Genomic DNA, 18,324 nt, shown 5'->3' on the forward strand with positions numbered 1-18,324 from the left:
AATAGTAAGGTTTAATTGATGTTAAGGAGGAATCGTCTTGAGTAAACCGAAGAAAAAAGTACTGCCTCCCCAGCACCAGACGCAGCAGCCCGGATTGGAGTATGTGATGGATCCCCGTCCTGTTTTTGACAGGCCGAAAAAGGATAAAAAGCTGGCCGGAAAAACGGCGATTATTACCGGGGGAGACAGCGGAATCGGCCGTGCGGTAGCCGTTTTATTTGCGAAGGAAGGCGCAAACGTGGTGATCGTTTATCTGAATGAGCACCGCGATGCAGAAGAAACAAAGGCTTATGTCGAAAAAGAGGGTGTAGGGTGCCAGCTGATCGCCGGGGACATCGGGGATGAGGCTTTTTGCAATGAGGTGGTCCGCCAGGCAAAAGAAGCTTTTCCGACCATCGATATTCTCGTGAATAATGCGGCTGAACAGCATCCGCAAAAAGGAATCGAAAAGATCACAAGCCATCAGCTGATCAGAACGTTTCAAACCAACATTTTTTCGATGTTTTATTTGACGAAAGCGGTGCTGCCTCATTTGAAAACAGGCAGCTCAATCATTAACACCACATCGATTACGGCGTATGCCGGCAATGAAAGGCTGATCGATTATTCATCGACAAAAGGGGCGATTACCGCATTCACGCGTTCGCTTGCTTTATCGCTCGTAGATCAGGGCATCCGCGTCAACGGTGTGGCCCCGGGTCCGATTTGGACGCCGCTGATCCCGTCGACGTTTACGGAAAAAGAAGTCGAGGTGTTCGGCTCAACGACACCGATGGGACGGCCGGGACAACCTGCCGAAGTAGCGCCGAGCTATCTGTTTCTGGCCAGTGAAGATTCTTCTTACATGACCGGACAGGTGCTCCATGTCAATGGGGGAACCATCATAAACGGATAAAAAGGCCGGGACGAACAGCGCTTGGCCTTTTTTCATATAAAAAAGCCAATCCTTTGTAGGATCGGCCGTTAAGCGTGCTTTTTGAGCGCGGTATATTCTCTTGAAAGCTCAAGGAAAGATTGTTTATCCCCTTTGTCTAATGCTTCGTTAATCTTCTCGCACAGCATGTTCAAACGCCGTTTAAACAACGATTCATCAAGGACCATCTGGATGTAGATATCCGTAATGGTTACATCAAGTTCTTTAACCTTTTGGGTATTGCGGGACTTCATGAGCTCAGCGTACGACTTTTTCTCTTTCATAAAGATTCCCCCTGATGCCTTTTTTATAGTATATGGATTGCGAATGAAAAAATCAATAAGTATTTATAATTTTTAGATAATTATTCGAAAAAGCATCTTTATAAGAATAAAAGGGTATAGATTCGGACAAAAAATTTGTGTTTTGCCGGATAAAAAATAAAAATTGCAATTAAAAAACATATTTTCAAATTAATTGGAAAAAATCCTGTCGTTTTGTAAAGGATAATGTTAGATTAGTAGTATAATATGACTAATGATTGGGAGGATCATGATGAGCAATACCGAAGATATGACAAGAGATTCTTATGAAGTAAACAGTTCGACAATGGCCGTGCTGCCTCTTGATGAGGGGAAAAAGCCCGCTTCAAAAGTAATTGAAACCGACAGGACATTTCGGGTCAATATGAGGCCCTTCCAAATTATAGAGAGAAGCTGCCGCTATTTCGGCTCAAGCTATGCGGGAAGAAAAGCCGGCACATATGAAGTCATTAAAGTTTCCCATAAACCGCCGATCATGGTGGATCATTCAAACAATATTTTTCTTTTTCCCACATTCTCCTCAACAAGGCCTCAATGCGGGTGGCTTTCACATGCGCACGTTCATGAATTCCGTGCGGCAAAGTATGACAACACATTCGTCACGTTTGTAAATGGCGAATCTTTGGAGCTGCCGGTTTCCATCTCATCTTTTGAAAATCAGGTTTACCGCACGGCATGGCTGAGAACCAAGTTTCTCGATCGGATTGAAGGAAGCGCCGTGCAGAAAAAACAGGAATTTATGCTGTATCCAAAGGAAGACCGGAACCAGCTGATATATGAATTCATCCTCAGGGAGCTGAAAAAACGCTATTGACCGGGCTCTGCCGCGAATAAATAATGCTCCAAAAGCGCGGCGACCTGGTTGCGGATACGGGGATTAAAGTAGTTGTGCTCTTCTTCGTATCCTTCATAAATAAAGCAATACATCGTAAATGCTTCGTCACGGGACACTTCGTGAATTTTGACTTTCCGCCTGCGTAAATCGGTTTTTACATCGTATAAATCGCGCTGGGCCAGCTTCAGCGCCTGTTCGATCAGGCGCAGATAAGGGTCCTTCAGCTTAAACGGACTTTGCTGAATTATGCTGATATCCCTGTTTAAAATGCTGATGGTCATCGGAAGATAAATAGCCTTTTCAATCGTGTCCCTGACATCTGCAGGAATTCTCGTCATGGCTTTTCTCCTCATTTCTTTCTGTTCGGGAACGTTTGTTCTGTTTTTATTTTACACGAAAGCCCGTTCTTTTTTCAAGAACGGGAAAAAAAGACTAAAATGACCGGGTTGTTTCAGAATAATAAGGAAGTGCTGTTCTGCCGATTCTTGAAAACCTTGGAGGCCGATCATTTAAAGTTTTAGGTTTAACGTGTAGAATAGAAGTAGACAACTGTATGAGGAGAATAAAGTTGGAGCAATTTTTCAGTTATTTTACAGAAGAGAATCTAACAGAATTTTTTCAAAGCTATCGGGCTTTTGGTCCTTTTGCCGCTATCTTGCTGCCGTTCATTGAAGCCCTTCTTCCGTTTCTTCCCCTCATCGTGTTTATCGTTGCAAATGTTAATTCGTTCGGTTTGTGGGAGGGGTTCCTTTTGACGTGGATCGGGGCTTCAGCGGGGTCGATTTCGGTCTTTCTTTTTATCCGCCATTTCGGCCAGCAAAAGGCCTTGGCTTTTATACGCAGGCACCAGTCGGTGAAAAGGCTGATGATCTGGCTCGAAAAACGCGGCTTCGGCCCGCTGTTTCTGCTGCTTTGTTTTCCCTTCACCCCTTCGGCGGCGGTGAATGTTGTGGCAGGGCTCTCGAGAATCAGCCTGCTGCCTTTTTCACTTGCGGTTCTTTGCGGAAAGTTCGTGATGATTTTTATCGTCAGTTTTATCGGCCATGACCTGAATGCGCTCTTTACGCAGCCTTTGCGGACAGCAGCCGCCATTATCGTCATTTTGATTTTATGGTACGCCGGAAAACGCATTGAACATCGTTTGAACGTGAAAATCAGCCAGAGAGAGAATGACTAGGGGGGCATTGATGTGAAAAAGCGCTATATGGTCATTGCCGCAGTGTTGTTGATCGTCCTTGGAATTCAGGTGAAAAACGCCATTTTTATTGAATATAAAGTAGAAGGGGTCAGCATGAATCCAACCTTTCAGGAGGGCAATACACTTTTGATCAACCGCTTTGCCCATCATTTTCAAACGATCAATCGCTTTGACATCCTCCTGTTTAAAGGGCCTGAGAAAGATGTATTCATTAAACGGATCATCGGACTTCCGGGTGAAACGCTGAAATATGAAGATGATCAGCTGTTTATTAATAACAAACCGGTAAAAGAGCCTTATTTGGATGAATTAAAGGCTGTTACCGCCGGAGGCGACCTGACAGGGGATTTTACGCTTGAAGAGGTAACGGGAGAGAAAAAAGTTCCGGCAAACCATTACTTTGTCCTTGGGGACAACCGAATTCACAGTTATGACAGCCGCCATTTCGGCTTTGTTTCAGATCGGGACATCGTCGGGATTGTGACAGAAAGAATTGATAAAAAGTGATTGGAGAATACGGCGGAAAGTAAGCGGGCCGACCAAGGAATACGATTTCGTAAATGACAAGCCCGGAAATATCAATTTGTACAACAGCATCAAAAAGGACGTATTTGCTAAATATGAAAATTAAAAGGCCCGGATGATTCCGGGCTTTTTTCCGTACTACTTCAGCTTAATTGCATTGATCCGTTTTTGCAGCTTCGTTTTTTCGGCGGATGCTTTCAGCTTGCCGACTGCTGATTTTGTTTTTTTCGTTCTTTTTTGTTCGGCCGTTTTGACTTTGGCTTTTGCCGCTGCCACTTTTTTTGATAGGCTGCTGCCGCTTGCTTTTTCGCGGTGTTCAGCCTTTTTTGCAGATTTGATTTGTCTTTTCCGGCAGGAAGCTCATTGATCGCTTTTTGCGTTTTGCCGAGGTTTGAGTCTGTGGCCGCTTTTTCAGCTTTAGCAACGGCCTGCTTTACGGTGTTTAAGAGACTTGAGCGAACCGCGTTGATCCGTTTTTGTAAATTCGTTTTGAAAGTTTGTTGTCGAGTTCTTTGGCCGCTTTCTGGGCGGCGTCGGCATTGGTTTTCTTTTTTTGCTTCTCAGCGAGTTTCACTTTGCTTTCGGCTGTTTTTTTAAGCTGCTCTTTAACAGCATTGAGTCTTTTTTTCAAAGCGGTTTTATCGGTGTTTGCAGGCAGCGGTTCGATCGCTTTTTGCACGGCTTGAATGTCCGCTTTTTTCTTTGTCTTTTCCGCTTGTCCGACGGCTTTTTGCACTTTTTCCAATGGCTGTGTGACCTCTTTCAAGCGGATTAATCCGTAGCCGAACAAATGATCACGGCCGGGAGCGCCCAAATCGCTTGTATAAATCTGCATTTTCTTTCGCAGCTCAGCATTTGAAGCGGTTGGGTACAGCTGTTTCAAAAGAGCAAACATTCCGGTGACGTGCGGCGTTGCCTGTGAAGTGCCGCTTCCGATTGCATAGCCGCGATCGGAAGATGTACTGATAATCGATGTGCCGGGAGCGGAAAACTCGACGGCACTGCCGGTGTTGGAAAATGAGGCGATCTGATTTTTTTCATTGGTTGCCGAGACGGCAATGACGCTGCTGTAGGCTGCCGGGTAATAAACGGATTTTCCGTTTCCGGCATTTCCGCTCGCGCCGACTAAAATGATTCCCCTTTTGTATGCTCTATCTACTGTATCGTGGAGAACTTGACTGTCGCCTGAAACGACGAGGCTCATATTGATGATATTGATTCCGTGCTGGATCGACCAATCGATGCCTTGTAAGATGCCTTTCAGATCCCCCGAACCATTCCGGTCCAGCGCTTTTACGGCATACAGCTGCGCGCCAGGCGCGATGCCGTCGATCCCCCGTCCGTTATGCTTCGCTCCGATGATTCCGGCAACATGTGTTCCGTGGCCGTTATCATCACGGTATGAAGCGGTATAGCCGACCATCGATACACCGCCAGCGATCGACAGCTCTTCATGGGGGGAAATCCCGCTGTCAATAACCGCGATCTTCACCTGTTTTCCGGTCAAACCTTTATTCCAAGCCAGTGCGGCTTGAATCGGCTTGATGTTCCACTGTGAAAACGCGGAGGTATTTTGCGCTGTGCTGCTGGAGACAGCTTTTAGAGCGGTGCTGTCGGCAGCAGCTACCTGGAGGTTGTCTTCGACATACAGGACGTCGGGATCGTGTTCAAGTTCGCGCACTGTTTTGTCGTCCGCAGTGACAGCGGCTGCGGGAATGTGCCGGTAAACGTGTTCTACTGTGTCTGCTTGTTCGATGACGGTTTCTTTTCCGCTGGTATTTTTATATACGACAATGACCTCGTTGTCCTGCTTATTACTTTCCGCTTGAATGCGGGGTGAACTTGCGAAAAAACCGACGAACATTGCAGCCAAAACCGCGATTTTCCATATCTTTTTCATCCGGCTCTCCTCCTTATTTAGCGGCATTCGCTATATATATCGGAGGATTTTTGAATTTTCAAAGAGAAAGAAAGCCGGTCTTAAGGGCATTCGTTGTGCACCTCAGTTCTCAAAAACTTAAATTCTATAGCTTCATAAAGATGTAAGTAGGGTCTCCCTAGAGTTTTTTCCTTTTTAGCTCCCCTAATTATAATCTCCTAATTCGTCTGTAAAGAAGAGACGAATTATCGATTATGTAAAGGGTCTTCGTTCTTCGGATGTTATGAGTCAGCCAAGTAGGGTAAGGGTGCGTAGGAAAGCTATTAACGCTTTTAACGCACCCTAATTCATTGGGCTTCCCCAAAACGTATACGAATCACTCGATAGCTTTGCTACTTACGCCAATTGACATTAATCAATGCGAAGATTCTCTCTATGGTGACCAAAAAGGTCAAAAAAATTATAGAGAGATTGATCTAAATGGAAACCATTTTAGAAGTAGTTCGCATTGAACAAATTATCAGAGAGGCAGGAGAGGTGTCGATTATATCATTCGTAGCCCAGAAGACGGAGCAAAGATAACATCTCGCTTTATCGTGATGATCGTGAAGTGTTTTTTGTTATGTGTTTTAAATACGAAAAATAATGTTGTTGCAGTTCACCGTTGTCATATTGGTTCTTTGAATTCCTCGATTGTACATCCTCGGGAGGTGTATAAATCAGCAATACTTAATAATGCAGCAAGTGTCATTCTTGCGCATCAGCATCCAAGTGGTGACATTAAACCGTCGATGGAAGATATAAACGTCACAAAAATATTTGTATAATCTGGAAAATCACTAGGGGTTGAGGTGCTTGACAATTTAGTAGTAAATAGTGATAACAGTTTACTAGCTTGAAAGAAAGAGGTTATATCTAAAAGGGATGAATTCCTCCCTTTTTTTCTTCAAGATTTATTGGAACTACTTCTTTATATGATAGAATAAAAATAGAAATTCATAAAATTTTTATATAGACTAAATTACTTTAAGGAGTGATTTTGCCATGAAAACTAAAATTAATGAAGCAATAAAACAGGTTTTACAGCAATTTGGTGAAAAGTATTTTATAGAAGAAGTATTAAACAAAAATAAAGTCATTCGAGATTTAGATACGTACGATAAAGGTTTGCTTGAAGCATTTATTTCGAATGAAACACTAAAAAGTAACTTTACAATTGATATTGCAGGTAACATTGTCATGCAAACAAATAAACTCATTGAACTATTTGAAGCAGACGAATACTGGCAAGATTCATATACAAAATATTCAAAGAAGATTGGTTTAACAGCGGGTGGGAAGTTTATAGACGAATCGACAGATGTTGTACTGGATTTTCCTTATAAAGATACAGTCTTAAAAGCAAGCATGAGTAAAGAAGACACAGATAAAGACGATTTACGACCAGATGAGCCTTTTTTGAACGAAGTGATTGCAAAGGAAGAAATTGACGTTCTATTAGATAAGAAGATTTTAGTGAATGCAAAAAAGTATGATGATAACGGCGAACATGAGGTAGACAGTTTTAGTGAAGATGACAACTTGATAATGAAAGGGAATAACTTACTAGCATTACATACATTAAAAGAGAAATATGCAGGGAAAGTGAAAATGATTTATATTGATCCACCATACCTTTTTAAAGAAACTAAAGAAGAAGATACTTTTAATTATAATTCGAATTTCCATATGTCTACATGGCTAACCTTTATGAGAAATCGCTTAATAATATCAAAGGAATTGTTAATTGAAGGTGGAACAATTTGGATTAATATTAATGAAGATGGGATGCATTATTTGAAAGTTTTAGCAGATTCTATATTTGGAATCGATAAGTTTTTGGGAACAACACCACGTAGGACTAGATATGGTAAATCGGATGTTCCTTTTAATTACTCACAAGATTTTGATTTTCTACTAGCTTACAGCAACGTAGAGGAAAAAAATCAAGTTATAGGTAGAAAAGTAGAAAGAAATTATTATACATCTGAAGATTACCCTGGTCGCCCCTGGAGATTAACAGATTTAACCACTCAAAGGAATTATAAGGAAAGACCAAACTCGTATTTTACTATGGTGGATCCGAAAACACAAAAGGAATATCCAGCCAGTCAAAAGCGAACATGGGCTGTAACTAAAGATACGTTTCAACACTATTATGATAACGGATATATAGTCTTTCCTGATGATTATCCTTTTTTAAATATTACTAAACCATATATGAGAAAATTCGAAGATGAGGATATGGCATCAGGTAAATTAAGTTCCGTCATCTCTGACTTTTTACTGCAAGACTTTCTAAAAGAATTACTGACTAATTGTACTAACAAACTCGGGAATGATGAAGTTAATCAATTGCTAGAAAATGAATCATTTAGTTATCCAAAACCTGAGAACTTATTAAAAAATATAATTGATATCTCAACAAAAGAAAACGATATCGTTCTTGACTTCTTTATGGGTTCAGCAACTACCCAAGCTGTCGCACACAAAATGAACCGTCGTTATATCGGTATTGAACAAATGGATTACATTAATACAGTATCTGTCCCACGTCTTCAGAAGGTAATTGAAGGTGAGCAAGGTGGTATTTCCAAAGATGTTGACTGGCAAGGTGGTGGGAGCTTTGTTTACGTTGAATTAATGGAGAAAAATCGTGGGTTCTTAAAATCCATTCGAGATGCTAGAACACAAACAGAACTACATGAAGTGTTTGATTTTATGGTAAAAGAAGCGGAAATTGACTTTCGTGTTGATTTAGAAAAGATAAAAGATACATTACATGAATTATCATTTGATGATCAAAAGAAAACACTCATTAAAATCATTGATAAAAATCAACTTTACTTCAACTACTCCGAAATCGATGATGAAAATGTTCGTGATTTAATTTCTAATAGTGATTATTCATTTAATAAAAATTTCTATGATGAAGGTGGTGAATAAGTGTGGCAAAGAAGAAACAATTACCATTACCTTTATACGACGAAGTAAGAGAACTAAATGAAAGTTTGTTTAACGAAGAGGGTGCATGGGAAACACCTGAATATATTAAACAGAACATGGTACATACGTTTAGGTATTATCAAGATGCTGCTTTACGCTTTTTTCATTATTCACAAGCAGCGAATGAGTTTCGATTTAGAAATGTGAATCATGTACTATTCAACATGGCAACTGGAAGCGGTAAAACGGATTTAATGGCTGGACTTATTTTATATCTGTATCAAGAACGAGGGTATCAAAATTTCTTATTCTTAGTAAATACAAACGGTGTATTAAGCAAAACGATTGATAACCTTACAAATATGGCATCGGATAAATATTTATATGCATCGCAAATTGAAATAGATGGGGAACGAATTGAAATTAGACAAGTTCAATCTTTCCCAAAAACTCAAAGTAAGAACACGATCTATTTAAAACTGGCAACCGTCCAACGTGTTGCTGCTGATATTTATACGCAAAAAGAAAATGCAATGGGTGAGGAAGACTATGCAAGGAATAAAGTCGTTATTTTAGGAGATGAAGCACACCATTACTCCGCTTCTACCAAGTCGGAAAAAGAAACGGAACAATCATGGGAAAAAGCAATCTCAACGATTTTAAATGCAAATGAAGACAATCGCTTACTTGAGTTTACCGCCACAATTGACCTGGAAAATAAGAATGTCTATGAAAAATACAAAGATAAAGTGCTGTATCGCTATGCACTCGACCGCTTCATTCAAGATAAATATTCTAAGAATGTAAAGCGAATTCAGTCGAGTAATACAGATCTGGACAACATGATGAATGTCGTTTTATTAAGTGAATATAGAAGGAAATATGCGCTGGAAGAACATGGGTCATATATCAAGCCTGTAATCATGTTTAAATCACAGCGAATTGATGCTTCGAATGCTGCACACGAACAATTTAATGAGCTAATCGATACATTGACCGTTGAATCTTTAAAAGCGTTTCTCAATAGACAATCACATATTGCATCTGAAGATGATAGTGAAACATTAGCATTAGCTCATGACTACTACCGTGAAAATGAGGAAAATTTAAGTGAGATAGTTCGTGATATAAAACGTGAATTTGCTCCTAATCGAATTATAAATGCAAATGATACGAGTCAATCGGGGATCTTAGAAAAAGGGCACTATGAAGCACTAAACAGCTTAGAAAGCCCAACGAATTTATATCGTGTCATTTTTGCGGTTGCTAGACTTACGGAAGGATGGGACGTATTAAATCTGTTTGATATTGTTCGTTTAAGTGATGATCCAAAAGTTAAAGGAACGAAAGCAACGACGATGTCAGAAGCACAATTAATCGGACGTGGTGCTAGGTATTATCCGTTTTTGCTAAATGGTGAACGTTCATTTACACGCAGGTTTGATGATGATAGTAAAGATAGCTTGATTTTAGAGACGATTCACTATCATACAATCAATGAGCCTCAATATTTGAAAAACTTAGTAGCTGCTTTAGATGAAATGAATTTACCAACAGGTGAGGACAAGAAAAATCCGTTAATTGATGTAAAGGTGAAACCTACATTTAAACGGACGGACGTATGGAAATACGGTAAAATTTATTACAATGAAACCATTGAAGTAACTGATAACTACTACGATTCATTAGAGAAATATGGTGTCGATACAAAAAATGATGTTGTCATCCCATATATTTCAGCATTAAAAGAAGTGGGTTATAAAGACATTCAAGTTCAAGAGGACTATTCAAATGCTTATAATGTTGCCGTTACTTTCGACCAGCGTTATCTCAATAAAATTATGAACCGTTTGTCGTTCTATCATTTTTCTAACTTGAAAAAGTACATTCCGCTACTAAAATCAAGGGATGAGTTCTTTGAAGAGAAATGGTTAAACATTTATAATCGAACAATTTACGTTACAATTCCACGAACATTGGACAGTAGTGTACTAACAGCTAGTGAAAAGTTAAACATACTGAAGCGTTACTTTACTGATGTCGCTAAACAAATAAAATCAGGCTACAGTAAACAGCGTGGAACTGGTAAGTTTATTGGTTATCCAATTAAGGAGTATATTGCAAATTACCGTAAACGTGTACCAAACTATGATACAGGTAAGACATTCATACAGGATAGTCCACAAAAAGTAGACCGTTATGAAATAAAGGAAAACTATTTTGTGTATGATTCCGCAATTATTAATTTAACCGAAAAGCAATTAATCGAACGCATAGCCGAAAGAGTTGAGGAATTACAAGAGGAATACTCTGATGTGTATTTAATACGAATGGATGAAAATATGCATCGTGAATCAGCAAAAAATAATAAATTAAAATTGCATCAGTTTGGTAGTGGACATGATGAAGTGAATTTAGCAGGATTCCAACCAGACTTTATTCTTTACTTACAAAACAGTAATTATTTCATTCAAATATTTATCGAGCCAAAAGGTCGAAATATTGAAGAAGAACAGTGGAAAGAAGATTTATTAATGTATATAAATGAACATGAAGCTGAGATTATATTTGAAGATGAAACAGAAGATGTGAAGATTAAAGGGGTTAAATTCTACACGATGAATGATGGTAGGGGAACGATTAGACAAATTGGTGAAATAGCAATTGGAAGAGCGTTTAAAGGATTGAGTGTGGAAGAATTATAACTTATTAGAGGTGGTTGATTTGTCGGGAAAACTAATACGTTTATTTTTAGTAGACGGTAATCCAAATGGACTTCGAACAGTTGAAATATCTAATATGACAATTTATACAACTGTTTTTCCAAGAGCAAAATTAAAGACATTCCTACAAAGAGAAGAATCTAAAAAAGCTGGATGTTATATATTAATAGGAAATGATATAAAAAATCCTGAGAAAACAAAAATTTATATTGGTGAAGGTGAAAACGTCGGTAATCGATTAAAATCACATGCTCTGGGAGATAAGCAAAAGGAATTTTGGAATGAGGTAATTGTTTTTACATCAAAAGATGATTATATAACTAAAACGCAAATTCAGTATTTAGAATCAGAATTATGTAGAATAGCTAATGAATCAGGTAATGTGATATTAGATAATGGCAATCGACCTTCAAAACCTAATCTATCGGAAGTAGATAATGCAGAAATGAAACAATTTCTAGATGCGATTAACTTAATTTTATCTTCTATAGGTATTGATGTATTAGAGTCTAAAAAAGTGGTAGGTAGTACTGATGATGAAAAAGTACAAGAAAAAATTTATGAGTTTTCTATAAAAGGTGCGAAGGCAAAGATGAAGATTGAAGAGGATAAATATATTGTTTTAAAAGGATCAACCGCAGTAGTTGAGAATCGCCCTTCGGCTGGAAATGCAATAATAAAGATGAGAAACTCTTTAATTGAGGATGGAGTTGTGAAACTAATGAACCAAAATGAGTTTTATCAATTTGAAGAAGATTTTATATTTAAAAGTCCCAGTTATGCAGCTGCTGCTATTTCAGGGGGAGAAGAGAATGGAAGAAAACAATGGAAATATATTGGTAAAAGTTTAAATCAAGTAGAATCAGAAGAAATAGAATAAGTAAGTGTATTCAACTAACATCCATAATGTTGGTGCAAATTGGTTCAAGTAATGTAAATTTCAATCCTTTTTGATACATTTTCATCCAAATAACAATTTCTAAAACGTTGATATAAATGAATTAGGTACACTTAGAACTTATTTGTATATTTCTCAAAACGTTAAGAACACTGTTATATAAACGGTGGTGGTGCTTCCTATTTATTTAGGAAGTGCTTTTTTTATAAATTGGGTACTCCTAAGTTTGTTTTAAAAAAGAGCCATCTTTTTTACCTGTCATTTCATTATTCATTTTGAACAGCGCTCGTAAAATAATATGTTAATCATTATTACTTTTATAGAAATGAGAGAGCTGGGAAAAATAAGACTAGCTTCTATCGATGAATCATTCCATCGATATTTTTAAGCAGACGCCTTTTGTCTAAAATGTATAATGTTGCTTTTGTTTTTGTTGAAAGTGAACAATGTTATTGGCTGGCTTACAACCTACAATTTAATTAAATAAAAAATAGATTAAATAATAAGAAGGGAGCGTGTCATACCGTGGAAAAAACAATTAAACATGACCCCAATTATTACAAAAAGATCATTATTGCATTGTGTTTAGGGTGGGTAGCTATTTGGATTTATCGCACAATACTTACGCCAATATATCCGCAGATTCAAGAATCATTAGGAAATATTAGTGACACACAGATGGGGTTGGTTGCTTCTATTTATTTCTTTGCATATACAGGTATGCAAATTCCGTCAGGAGCCCTTGTCGATAAATTTGGACAAAAAAAGGTTTTAATTCCTGCATTTATCGTTTTTGCGCTGGCTGCATTTGTAATTGGCACAAGTTCAACCATCATGCAAGTATACATTGGTTCGTTATTGGCTGGTATTTCGACCGGTTCATATTACGGTGCAGCCTTTTCCTTGTCAGCCAAACATACGCCAAAAGATAAAAAAAGTTTTTCCAATGCGATTATAAACAGCGGTTCAGCATTAGGGATGGTAATTGGACTAATCGGATCATCGGTATTAGTAGGCGGTTTTGATATTCAATGGAATTATATGCTTGTTATAACAGCTATCGTCATCGTAGCTGTAACATTTGTGTTTGTGTTGTTTATTAAACAAGATAAAACATCAGATAAGGAAGTGGCTGAAGAGAAGAAAGACGCCGCACTAAGCATGGATATTCAAAATGAAAGCTTATTTTCTCCAAGACAATTAGTTGTATATTTTGTATATTTTGCAACATGCTATGGCTATTATATGATTGTAACTTGGCTGCCATCATTCCTTGTAGCAGAAAAAGGATTTAATCAAGGTTCAGTAGGATATGTAGCTGCACTAGTTGCGGTCACTGCAGTACCTGGCGCTTTGATATTTACTAAATATATAGACAAAAATGCACATTTGCGTCTGCGTTTAATTTTATTTCTATTAATTGCTGCAGCAGTAACAATTAGTTTGACAGTATTTGCACCAAATCCTGCAGTGCTGTATATTGCGTTAATTTTATATGGCTTATTAGGCAAACTTGCGATTGATCCAGTTTTAATAACCTATGTATCTGATTCCGTATCAGGAGACAGAGTTGCCAGAGCATTAACTCTCTTTAACTTCTTTGGAATGAGCTCATCTGTTATTGCACCGACACTTACTGGCTATATTGGTGATGTAACCGGCTCGCAAGTATTAGCATTCTATATTGCAACCATCCTCCTTGCAGCTGCAGCGTTGCTATTTTTCCTTGTGGTTATGTTAAGACAGAATAAAGCAGCAGCTAACTAAATAAGTATTTTATTTACAACGATATTTTCTCTGAAGCAAATAATGCCAATCGAATGCTCAGTGATGTATCAGGAGACTCTACAGATTGACCTAATATTTCTTCGCATTTTTTAATGCGATATTTCACAGTATTACGGTGAATAAAAATATCTTCTGAGGTCTTTGTAAGATCACATTGGTTTGCCATATAGACACTTAATGTGAATCGTAGTTCTTTTTCCTTCGTTGTCTGAGGATAGGCTAAAGGACCGAGTGTATAAATGATAAATGGCTTTAATTTATTCGTTGGAATGAGCTGTAATAATTCTTCTACGCTTTTGGATTTGTAGGACTCTATAAATTCCATTTCGCCTTGTTCATATTTATTATCATAAGCCTCATTTGCTTCGAAAAAAGACAGTGGTAATTGTGAAAGCTCGGAGACTTCATTGCCAATGCCAAATGAAAGGGAGCTATTAAAAAATAGCTGATACTCTTTTTGGATATATCTGCAGTATTCCAAATAATAATGATGTCTTCTTTGTAAAAGTATCGTAAATCTGCGTTCACCCTGAGACATATATATGCTAATGGAAGGGTCAATCCCAGTAAACTTATGCGTCAGCCACTCAAAAGTCATCTGATAACGCTCATTTATGTAGGCGCTATTTTCTACATTCTTTTCTTTGTCAATCCCGCAAATAATCACTTGATAGAATGTAGAAGGTTGAATGTGATATTTTTTTAAAAGGTCAGTGTGTTGTGCCAGTGAAACAAGGTTATCAGGATGTTCGGACATAAGTGTTGTGAAAAAATGGTTCACGTCCTGCTGCTCTGCTTCCTTGATTTTACTATTTTTATAAATTGCGAGGCTAAGTGTGTTGACTGCTTGTTCTATTGTTAATAAACTAATCGGATAGTTGAGCAAATTAACATTTGAAATCATAAGATAATACGGAAAATATTTAAATGCAGGAACCTTAAATACAGCATATTCTTCCTGGAAAACACCATTATGATTTGGTTCGATTTGCTCTGAATTTAATAAATATCTCCTGAAATAATTAAGGTTTTTTTGAACATGTTCTGAGTTTTGATGAAAGTGATGACTCGATGATTCAACTTGATGAAAAGAATTTAGCAGCATGACAGGAACCTTTATAAGTCTACTTAAACGCTCAATCATCATGTTCAGGCTTAACCCTTGCATCAGCATAGCATTTAACTCTTGTTGGATATCTAATGCGAAGTGTAATTTTTCTGTTTCTTCATCCAAGATAAATGAAGATATATGATGAGTAATGGATCCCAAATTCCAACTTTCCGGAATTTCAATAATTGGGAATTTTAATTTGTTTGCAAATGCAATAACCTCATCATCTAATTTTTTTAAAAATCGGGATAGCTTGATACCTAGACCAGCAACTTGTATATCATTTAACTCACTAATAAGACTGATTAGTCCGGATTGATCATCCTGATAGCTCATTCCTGTTGTGACGATAAGTGAGCGTGGCGTTGTAAAATTTTTAATATCAGGCGTTTCTGTAATATCAACCATTTCTACCACTCGTTCCAAATCGCCCTGCTCATTCAGCAATGTTAAATCTGAAAATTGCAGTACAGATAATATTTCTTTTAAAGTTGTCAAAAAGGCTACCTCCTTATCTATGTTAGAAAAAGATAAAATAAAATATGTAAGATGTTACAAGGATAACTTCTAACTCTGATAGTACACTGTTTTTGAAGGTAATTATACGTATAATCCTTTAGTTAAAAATATTAAAGGAGAATCATTATGCTTGAACAAAATCAAGGTATTCAACAGGATTCTTCGTTTTTTGAAAAGTGTGGTTATTATAAAGATATCATGCCGAAGATCACTTGAACAAAGAAATTCATCCTCATTTAACGTTGCAGTGGGAGCAGGGCGTAATATTCAGAATGATATAGCCGTTGGTGGTCTTTTTAAAACTGGGATCATCACCGCTAAAATTAATGGTATCCCTTATTATAAGTTCCTTCTTAGATAGCCTTACGACTCGCCGTAAGCGGATACAAGGGTTCAAAACAGCATCCCGGTTTTATGCATTTAAGATATACCTATGGTGATATAGGTGCTAACTGCAAGGTGTATTACGTGGTGCTGCGGATTGGATCTCCTCGGTTTGATTGCAGACATTTGCTGGTTCACAAGCTTTATTGAGTGTTTCCGGCTCCACACAAATAAAATCAGCAAAAACATAAATTATTGGACAAGTTTCCGGTATTGTTGCTGCTCACGTTTTATTTGCGTTTTCAACTGTAACCATTTTAATTGGATGCTCTATTGGGTCAACAAGAACGGAATATACTGAATGATGTTAATCAATAGGATATATATTGGCGGTTTCCTTGCTACAGGTGTACTTCTATTTACAGCAATCTCTATCAATGCAGCAAGTAATATGATTCTTGCAGCTTAAAAAAGAGGAGGATGATTTTGATGAATTTTGATTCAATTATCAAAAATGGATTAGTCATTCTAGAAAATGGTGAACAAGAAGTCGAAGTAGGGATCAAAGATGGCAAAATCGCAGCAATCGGTAAGGATTTGGGTACAAGTGCAAAAATTATCGATGCAAAAGGATCTATTGTATCTCCAGGTATGATTGATGCACATGTGCATATCACAGAGCCGGGCGGCGGCTATCGTGATGAATGGGAGGGCTATGACACAGGAACACGTGCCGCTGCAAAAGGCGGTGTAACGACGATTATTGAAATGCCATTAAATCAAGTGCCAGCAACGGTAGATGAGGAATCTATTCAAGAAAAATTTAAAGCCGGAAAAGGAAAATTATCAGTAGACGTTGCGAGTTACGGCGGTTTAGTACCATTTAACTTGGATGGGGGTATTCAAGAATTGGATAGAAATGGTGTTGTTGCATATAAATGTTTTTTAGCAACATGTGGCGACCGTTCTATAGAAGGAGATTTCATGAACGTGGATGACTATTCCCTCTACGAAGGCATGAAACAAATTGCGAAGACAGGCAAAATATTATCTATACACGCTGAAAATGCCGCAATCACCGATAAGTTAGGGGAAATAGCATCTAAAAATGGGGAAACTTCATTGCGTGCTTATGTAGATTCTCGACCCGTATTTACTGAAGTAGAACCGATTAGAAAAATTATTCTATTTGCGAAAGAAACGGGATGTCGTGTACACATCGTTCATATAGCTTGTGAAGAGGGCGTAGACGAAATTGTCAAAGCACAACAGGAAGGGGTCGATATTACATGCGAAACATGTACACACTATTTATATTTCTATAAAGAAGAACTAGATAATATCGGACCGGTTGTAAAATGCTCTCCGCCAATCCGTGAGCAATCACGCTTAGAAGGCATGTGGAATCGGGTATTAAACGGAGATATTTCATTCGTAACATCAGACCATTCACCATGTACCCCGGACTTAAAAGCTACGGATAATGCATTTGAAGCTTGGGGAGGTATCGCAGGTTTACAAAATAATGTCGATGTATTATTTGATGAAGGTGTGCAAAAACGTAATATGCCATTATCCAAATTTGCAGCCATTATTGCTACAAACCCTGCGAAACGTTTTAATCTAGCATCAAAAGGCAGTATTGCAGTAGGGAAAGATGCGGATTTCGTATTTATTAAGAAAGATGCACCTTATGAATTAAAAGCTGGGGACTTAGCATATCGACACAAAATTAGTCCGTATATTGGCCGCAAAATTGGTGCTCAGGTAGTGAAAACAATCCTTCGCGGTGTCGAAATCTATGATAAAGAAAAAGGAATTTCAAATGAAAAAGTAGGAAGATTTATTCCTTGAGCGACGGGACAGCTGCCCCGTCAGGAATTTGAGGCATAGGAAGATGTGAAGGCGACCTGAGATTGTGTTACACTCGCAAATCAGTGTGTCATCAGCATTTCTTATGGCGGCTAATACAGCTGAAGTGAGCATGGTAAAGTTGACTTCACCACAATCTCTCGCGATTACAGCAGCAGCTGTTAATCAAATTAAAACGAATCAAAAATTTTCAATATACATTAAGGTACAGCCTAGAATTGCTGCTGCTCGTATGTATCCTGACTCTTGGCATATCATTTTAAACTACCCTATAAATCAATGTTTTTTATTGATTTATAGGGTAGTTTTTTTATTTGCACCTTATTTATTAATGGGTAAGAGAGATGTGTCGCTCCCATCTATAAATTTTTAAGCGAGCGATCTGTGATTTTCTTTAGAAGAAATTCGATGCAAATTTAATTTGTTATTTT

The 18,324-nt window shown here is 38.0% G+C and carries 14 protein-coding genes and 1 pseudogene; 11 read left to right on the forward strand and 4 right to left on the reverse strand.

All coding sequences use genetic code 11. The annotated features are described in order from the left end of the window. The first annotated feature begins 37 nt into the window (after nucleotides 1–37). The gene (locus R5H20_RS06195) at nucleotides 38–895 is read left to right on the forward strand and encodes an SDR family oxidoreductase (protein ID WP_006636724.1); all 858 of its coding nucleotides are present in this window, start codon (nucleotides 38–40) and stop codon (nucleotides 893–895) included. Between the two features lie 68 nt (nucleotides 896–963). Here the strand turns inward: R5H20_RS06195 and R5H20_RS06200 are convergent, their stop codons facing one another. After that, a complete protein-coding gene (locus R5H20_RS06200) occupies nucleotides 964–1,197 on the reverse strand; it encodes an IDEAL domain-containing protein (RefSeq protein ID WP_006636725.1) in 234 nt (77 codons plus the stop codon). Nucleotides 1,198–1,468: 271 nt separating this feature from the next. Here R5H20_RS06200 and R5H20_RS06205 point away from each other — a divergent pair, with 271 nt between their 5' ends. Then, on the forward strand, nucleotides 1,469–2,050 hold the full coding sequence (locus R5H20_RS06205) for a competence protein ComK (protein WP_006636726.1): 582 nt from the start codon (nucleotides 1,469–1,471) through the stop codon (nucleotides 2,048–2,050). On the opposite strand, the gene R5H20_RS06210 is transcribed toward R5H20_RS06205, so the two are convergent. Beyond that, on the reverse strand, nucleotides 2,044–2,409 hold the full coding sequence (locus R5H20_RS06210; RefSeq protein WP_006636727.1) for a YhjD family protein: 366 nt from the start codon (nucleotides 2,407–2,409) through the stop codon (nucleotides 2,044–2,046). The two genes, R5H20_RS06205 and R5H20_RS06210, sit on opposite strands and share 7 nt — an antisense overlap. Nucleotides 2,410–2,639: 230 nt before the next feature. On the opposite strand from R5H20_RS06210, the gene R5H20_RS06215 reads away from it, so the two are divergent. Together R5H20_RS06215 and lepB are read left to right on the forward strand one after the other, a co-directional pair. Next, the gene (locus R5H20_RS06215; protein WP_006636728.1) at nucleotides 2,640–3,248 is read left to right on the forward strand and encodes a TVP38/TMEM64 family protein; all 609 of its coding nucleotides are present in this window, start codon (nucleotides 2,640–2,642) and stop codon (nucleotides 3,246–3,248) included. A gap of 12 nt (nucleotides 3,249–3,260) precedes the next feature. Next, nucleotides 3,261–3,776, forward strand: a complete 516-nt coding sequence (lepB, locus tag R5H20_RS06220; RefSeq protein WP_006636729.1) for a signal peptidase I — start codon at nucleotides 3,261–3,263, stop codon at nucleotides 3,774–3,776. A gap of 156 nt (nucleotides 3,777–3,932) precedes the next feature. On the opposite strand, the pseudogene R5H20_RS06225 reads toward lepB, so the two are convergent. Next, nucleotides 3,933–5,694, reverse strand: a pseudogene (locus tag R5H20_RS06225) (S8 family serine peptidase). 578 nt (nucleotides 5,695–6,272) lie between these two features. On the opposite strand from R5H20_RS06225, the gene R5H20_RS06230 reads away from it, so the two are divergent. The 5 genes from R5H20_RS06230 to R5H20_RS06250 all read left to right on the forward strand — a co-directional run bounded on the left by R5H20_RS06230 (nucleotide 6,273) and on the right by R5H20_RS06250 (nucleotide 14,046). After that, nucleotides 6,273–6,500: a JAB domain-containing protein gene (locus R5H20_RS06230; RefSeq protein ID WP_123032305.1), complete on the forward strand. Its 228-nt coding sequence runs from the start codon at nucleotides 6,273–6,275 to the stop codon at nucleotides 6,498–6,500. A gap of 217 nt (nucleotides 6,501–6,717) precedes the next feature. Next, nucleotides 6,718–8,658 carry a site-specific DNA-methyltransferase gene (locus tag R5H20_RS06235; RefSeq protein WP_006636730.1) on the forward strand — a complete coding sequence of 647 codons (1,941 nt, stop codon included), beginning with the start codon at nucleotides 6,718–6,720 and terminating at the stop codon, nucleotides 8,656–8,658. Between the two features lie 2 nt (nucleotides 8,659–8,660). Then, nucleotides 8,661–11,363, forward strand: a complete 2,703-nt coding sequence (locus R5H20_RS06240) for a DEAD/DEAH box helicase family protein (RefSeq protein ID WP_006636731.1) — start codon at nucleotides 8,661–8,663, stop codon at nucleotides 11,361–11,363. A 10-nt stretch (nucleotides 11,364–11,373) separates the two neighbouring features. Next, nucleotides 11,374–12,261: a GIY-YIG nuclease family protein gene (locus R5H20_RS06245; RefSeq protein ID WP_373870166.1), complete on the forward strand. Its 888-nt coding sequence runs from the start codon at nucleotides 11,374–11,376 to the stop codon at nucleotides 12,259–12,261. A gap of 543 nt (nucleotides 12,262–12,804) precedes the next feature. Beyond that, the gene (locus tag R5H20_RS06250) at nucleotides 12,805–14,046 is read left to right on the forward strand and encodes an MFS transporter (protein WP_006636733.1); all 1,242 of its coding nucleotides are present in this window, start codon (nucleotides 12,805–12,807) and stop codon (nucleotides 14,044–14,046) included. 13 nt (nucleotides 14,047–14,059) lie between these two features. On the opposite strand, the gene R5H20_RS06255 is transcribed toward R5H20_RS06250, so the two are convergent. Continuing rightward, nucleotides 14,060–15,676 (reverse strand): PucR family transcriptional regulator, encoded by a 1,617-nt coding sequence (locus R5H20_RS06255; protein WP_006636734.1) that lies wholly within the window; start codon nucleotides 15,674–15,676, stop codon nucleotides 14,060–14,062. Nucleotides 15,677–15,827: 151 nt separating this feature from the next. On the opposite strand from R5H20_RS06255, the gene R5H20_RS06260 reads away from it, so the two are divergent. After that, nucleotides 15,828–16,058: a hypothetical protein gene (locus R5H20_RS06260; RefSeq protein WP_006636735.1), complete on the forward strand. Its 231-nt coding sequence runs from the start codon at nucleotides 15,828–15,830 to the stop codon at nucleotides 16,056–16,058. Between the two features lie 452 nt (nucleotides 16,059–16,510). After that, entirely contained in the window at nucleotides 16,511–17,875 is a 1,365-nt protein-coding gene (gene allB / locus R5H20_RS06265) for an allantoinase AllB (protein WP_006636736.1), read from the forward strand. Nucleotides 17,876–18,324: the final 449 nt, after the last annotated feature.

The organism is Bacillus sp. KICET-3 (assembly GCF_033261025.1).
In the GTDB taxonomy this organism is placed as follows: Bacteria; Bacillota; Bacilli; order Bacillales; family Bacillaceae; genus Bacillus; species Bacillus sonorensis.

What these genes read in the sequence shown, in the direction of transcription:
- R5H20_RS06205 (WP_006636726.1), top strand. Translation starts at nt 1,469, where the DNA reads ATGAGCAATACCGAAGATATGACAAGAGATTCTTATGAAGTAAACAGT.
- R5H20_RS06210 (WP_006636727.1), bottom strand. Translation starts at nt 2,409, where the DNA reads ATGACGAGAATTCCTGCAGATGTCAGGGACACGATTGAAAAGGCTATT.
- R5H20_RS06235 (WP_006636730.1), top strand. Translation starts at nt 6,718, where the DNA reads ATGAAAACTAAAATTAATGAAGCAATAAAACAGGTTTTACAGCAATTT.
- allB (WP_006636736.1), top strand. Translation starts at nt 16,511, where the DNA reads ATGAATTTTGATTCAATTATCAAAAATGGATTAGTCATTCTAGAAAAT.
- R5H20_RS06230 (WP_123032305.1), top strand. Translation starts at nt 6,273, where the DNA reads ATGATCGTGAAGTGTTTTTTGTTATGTGTTTTAAATACGAAAAATAAT.
- R5H20_RS06200 (WP_006636725.1), bottom strand. Translation starts at nt 1,197, where the DNA reads ATGAAAGAGAAAAAGTCGTACGCTGAGCTCATGAAGTCCCGCAATACC.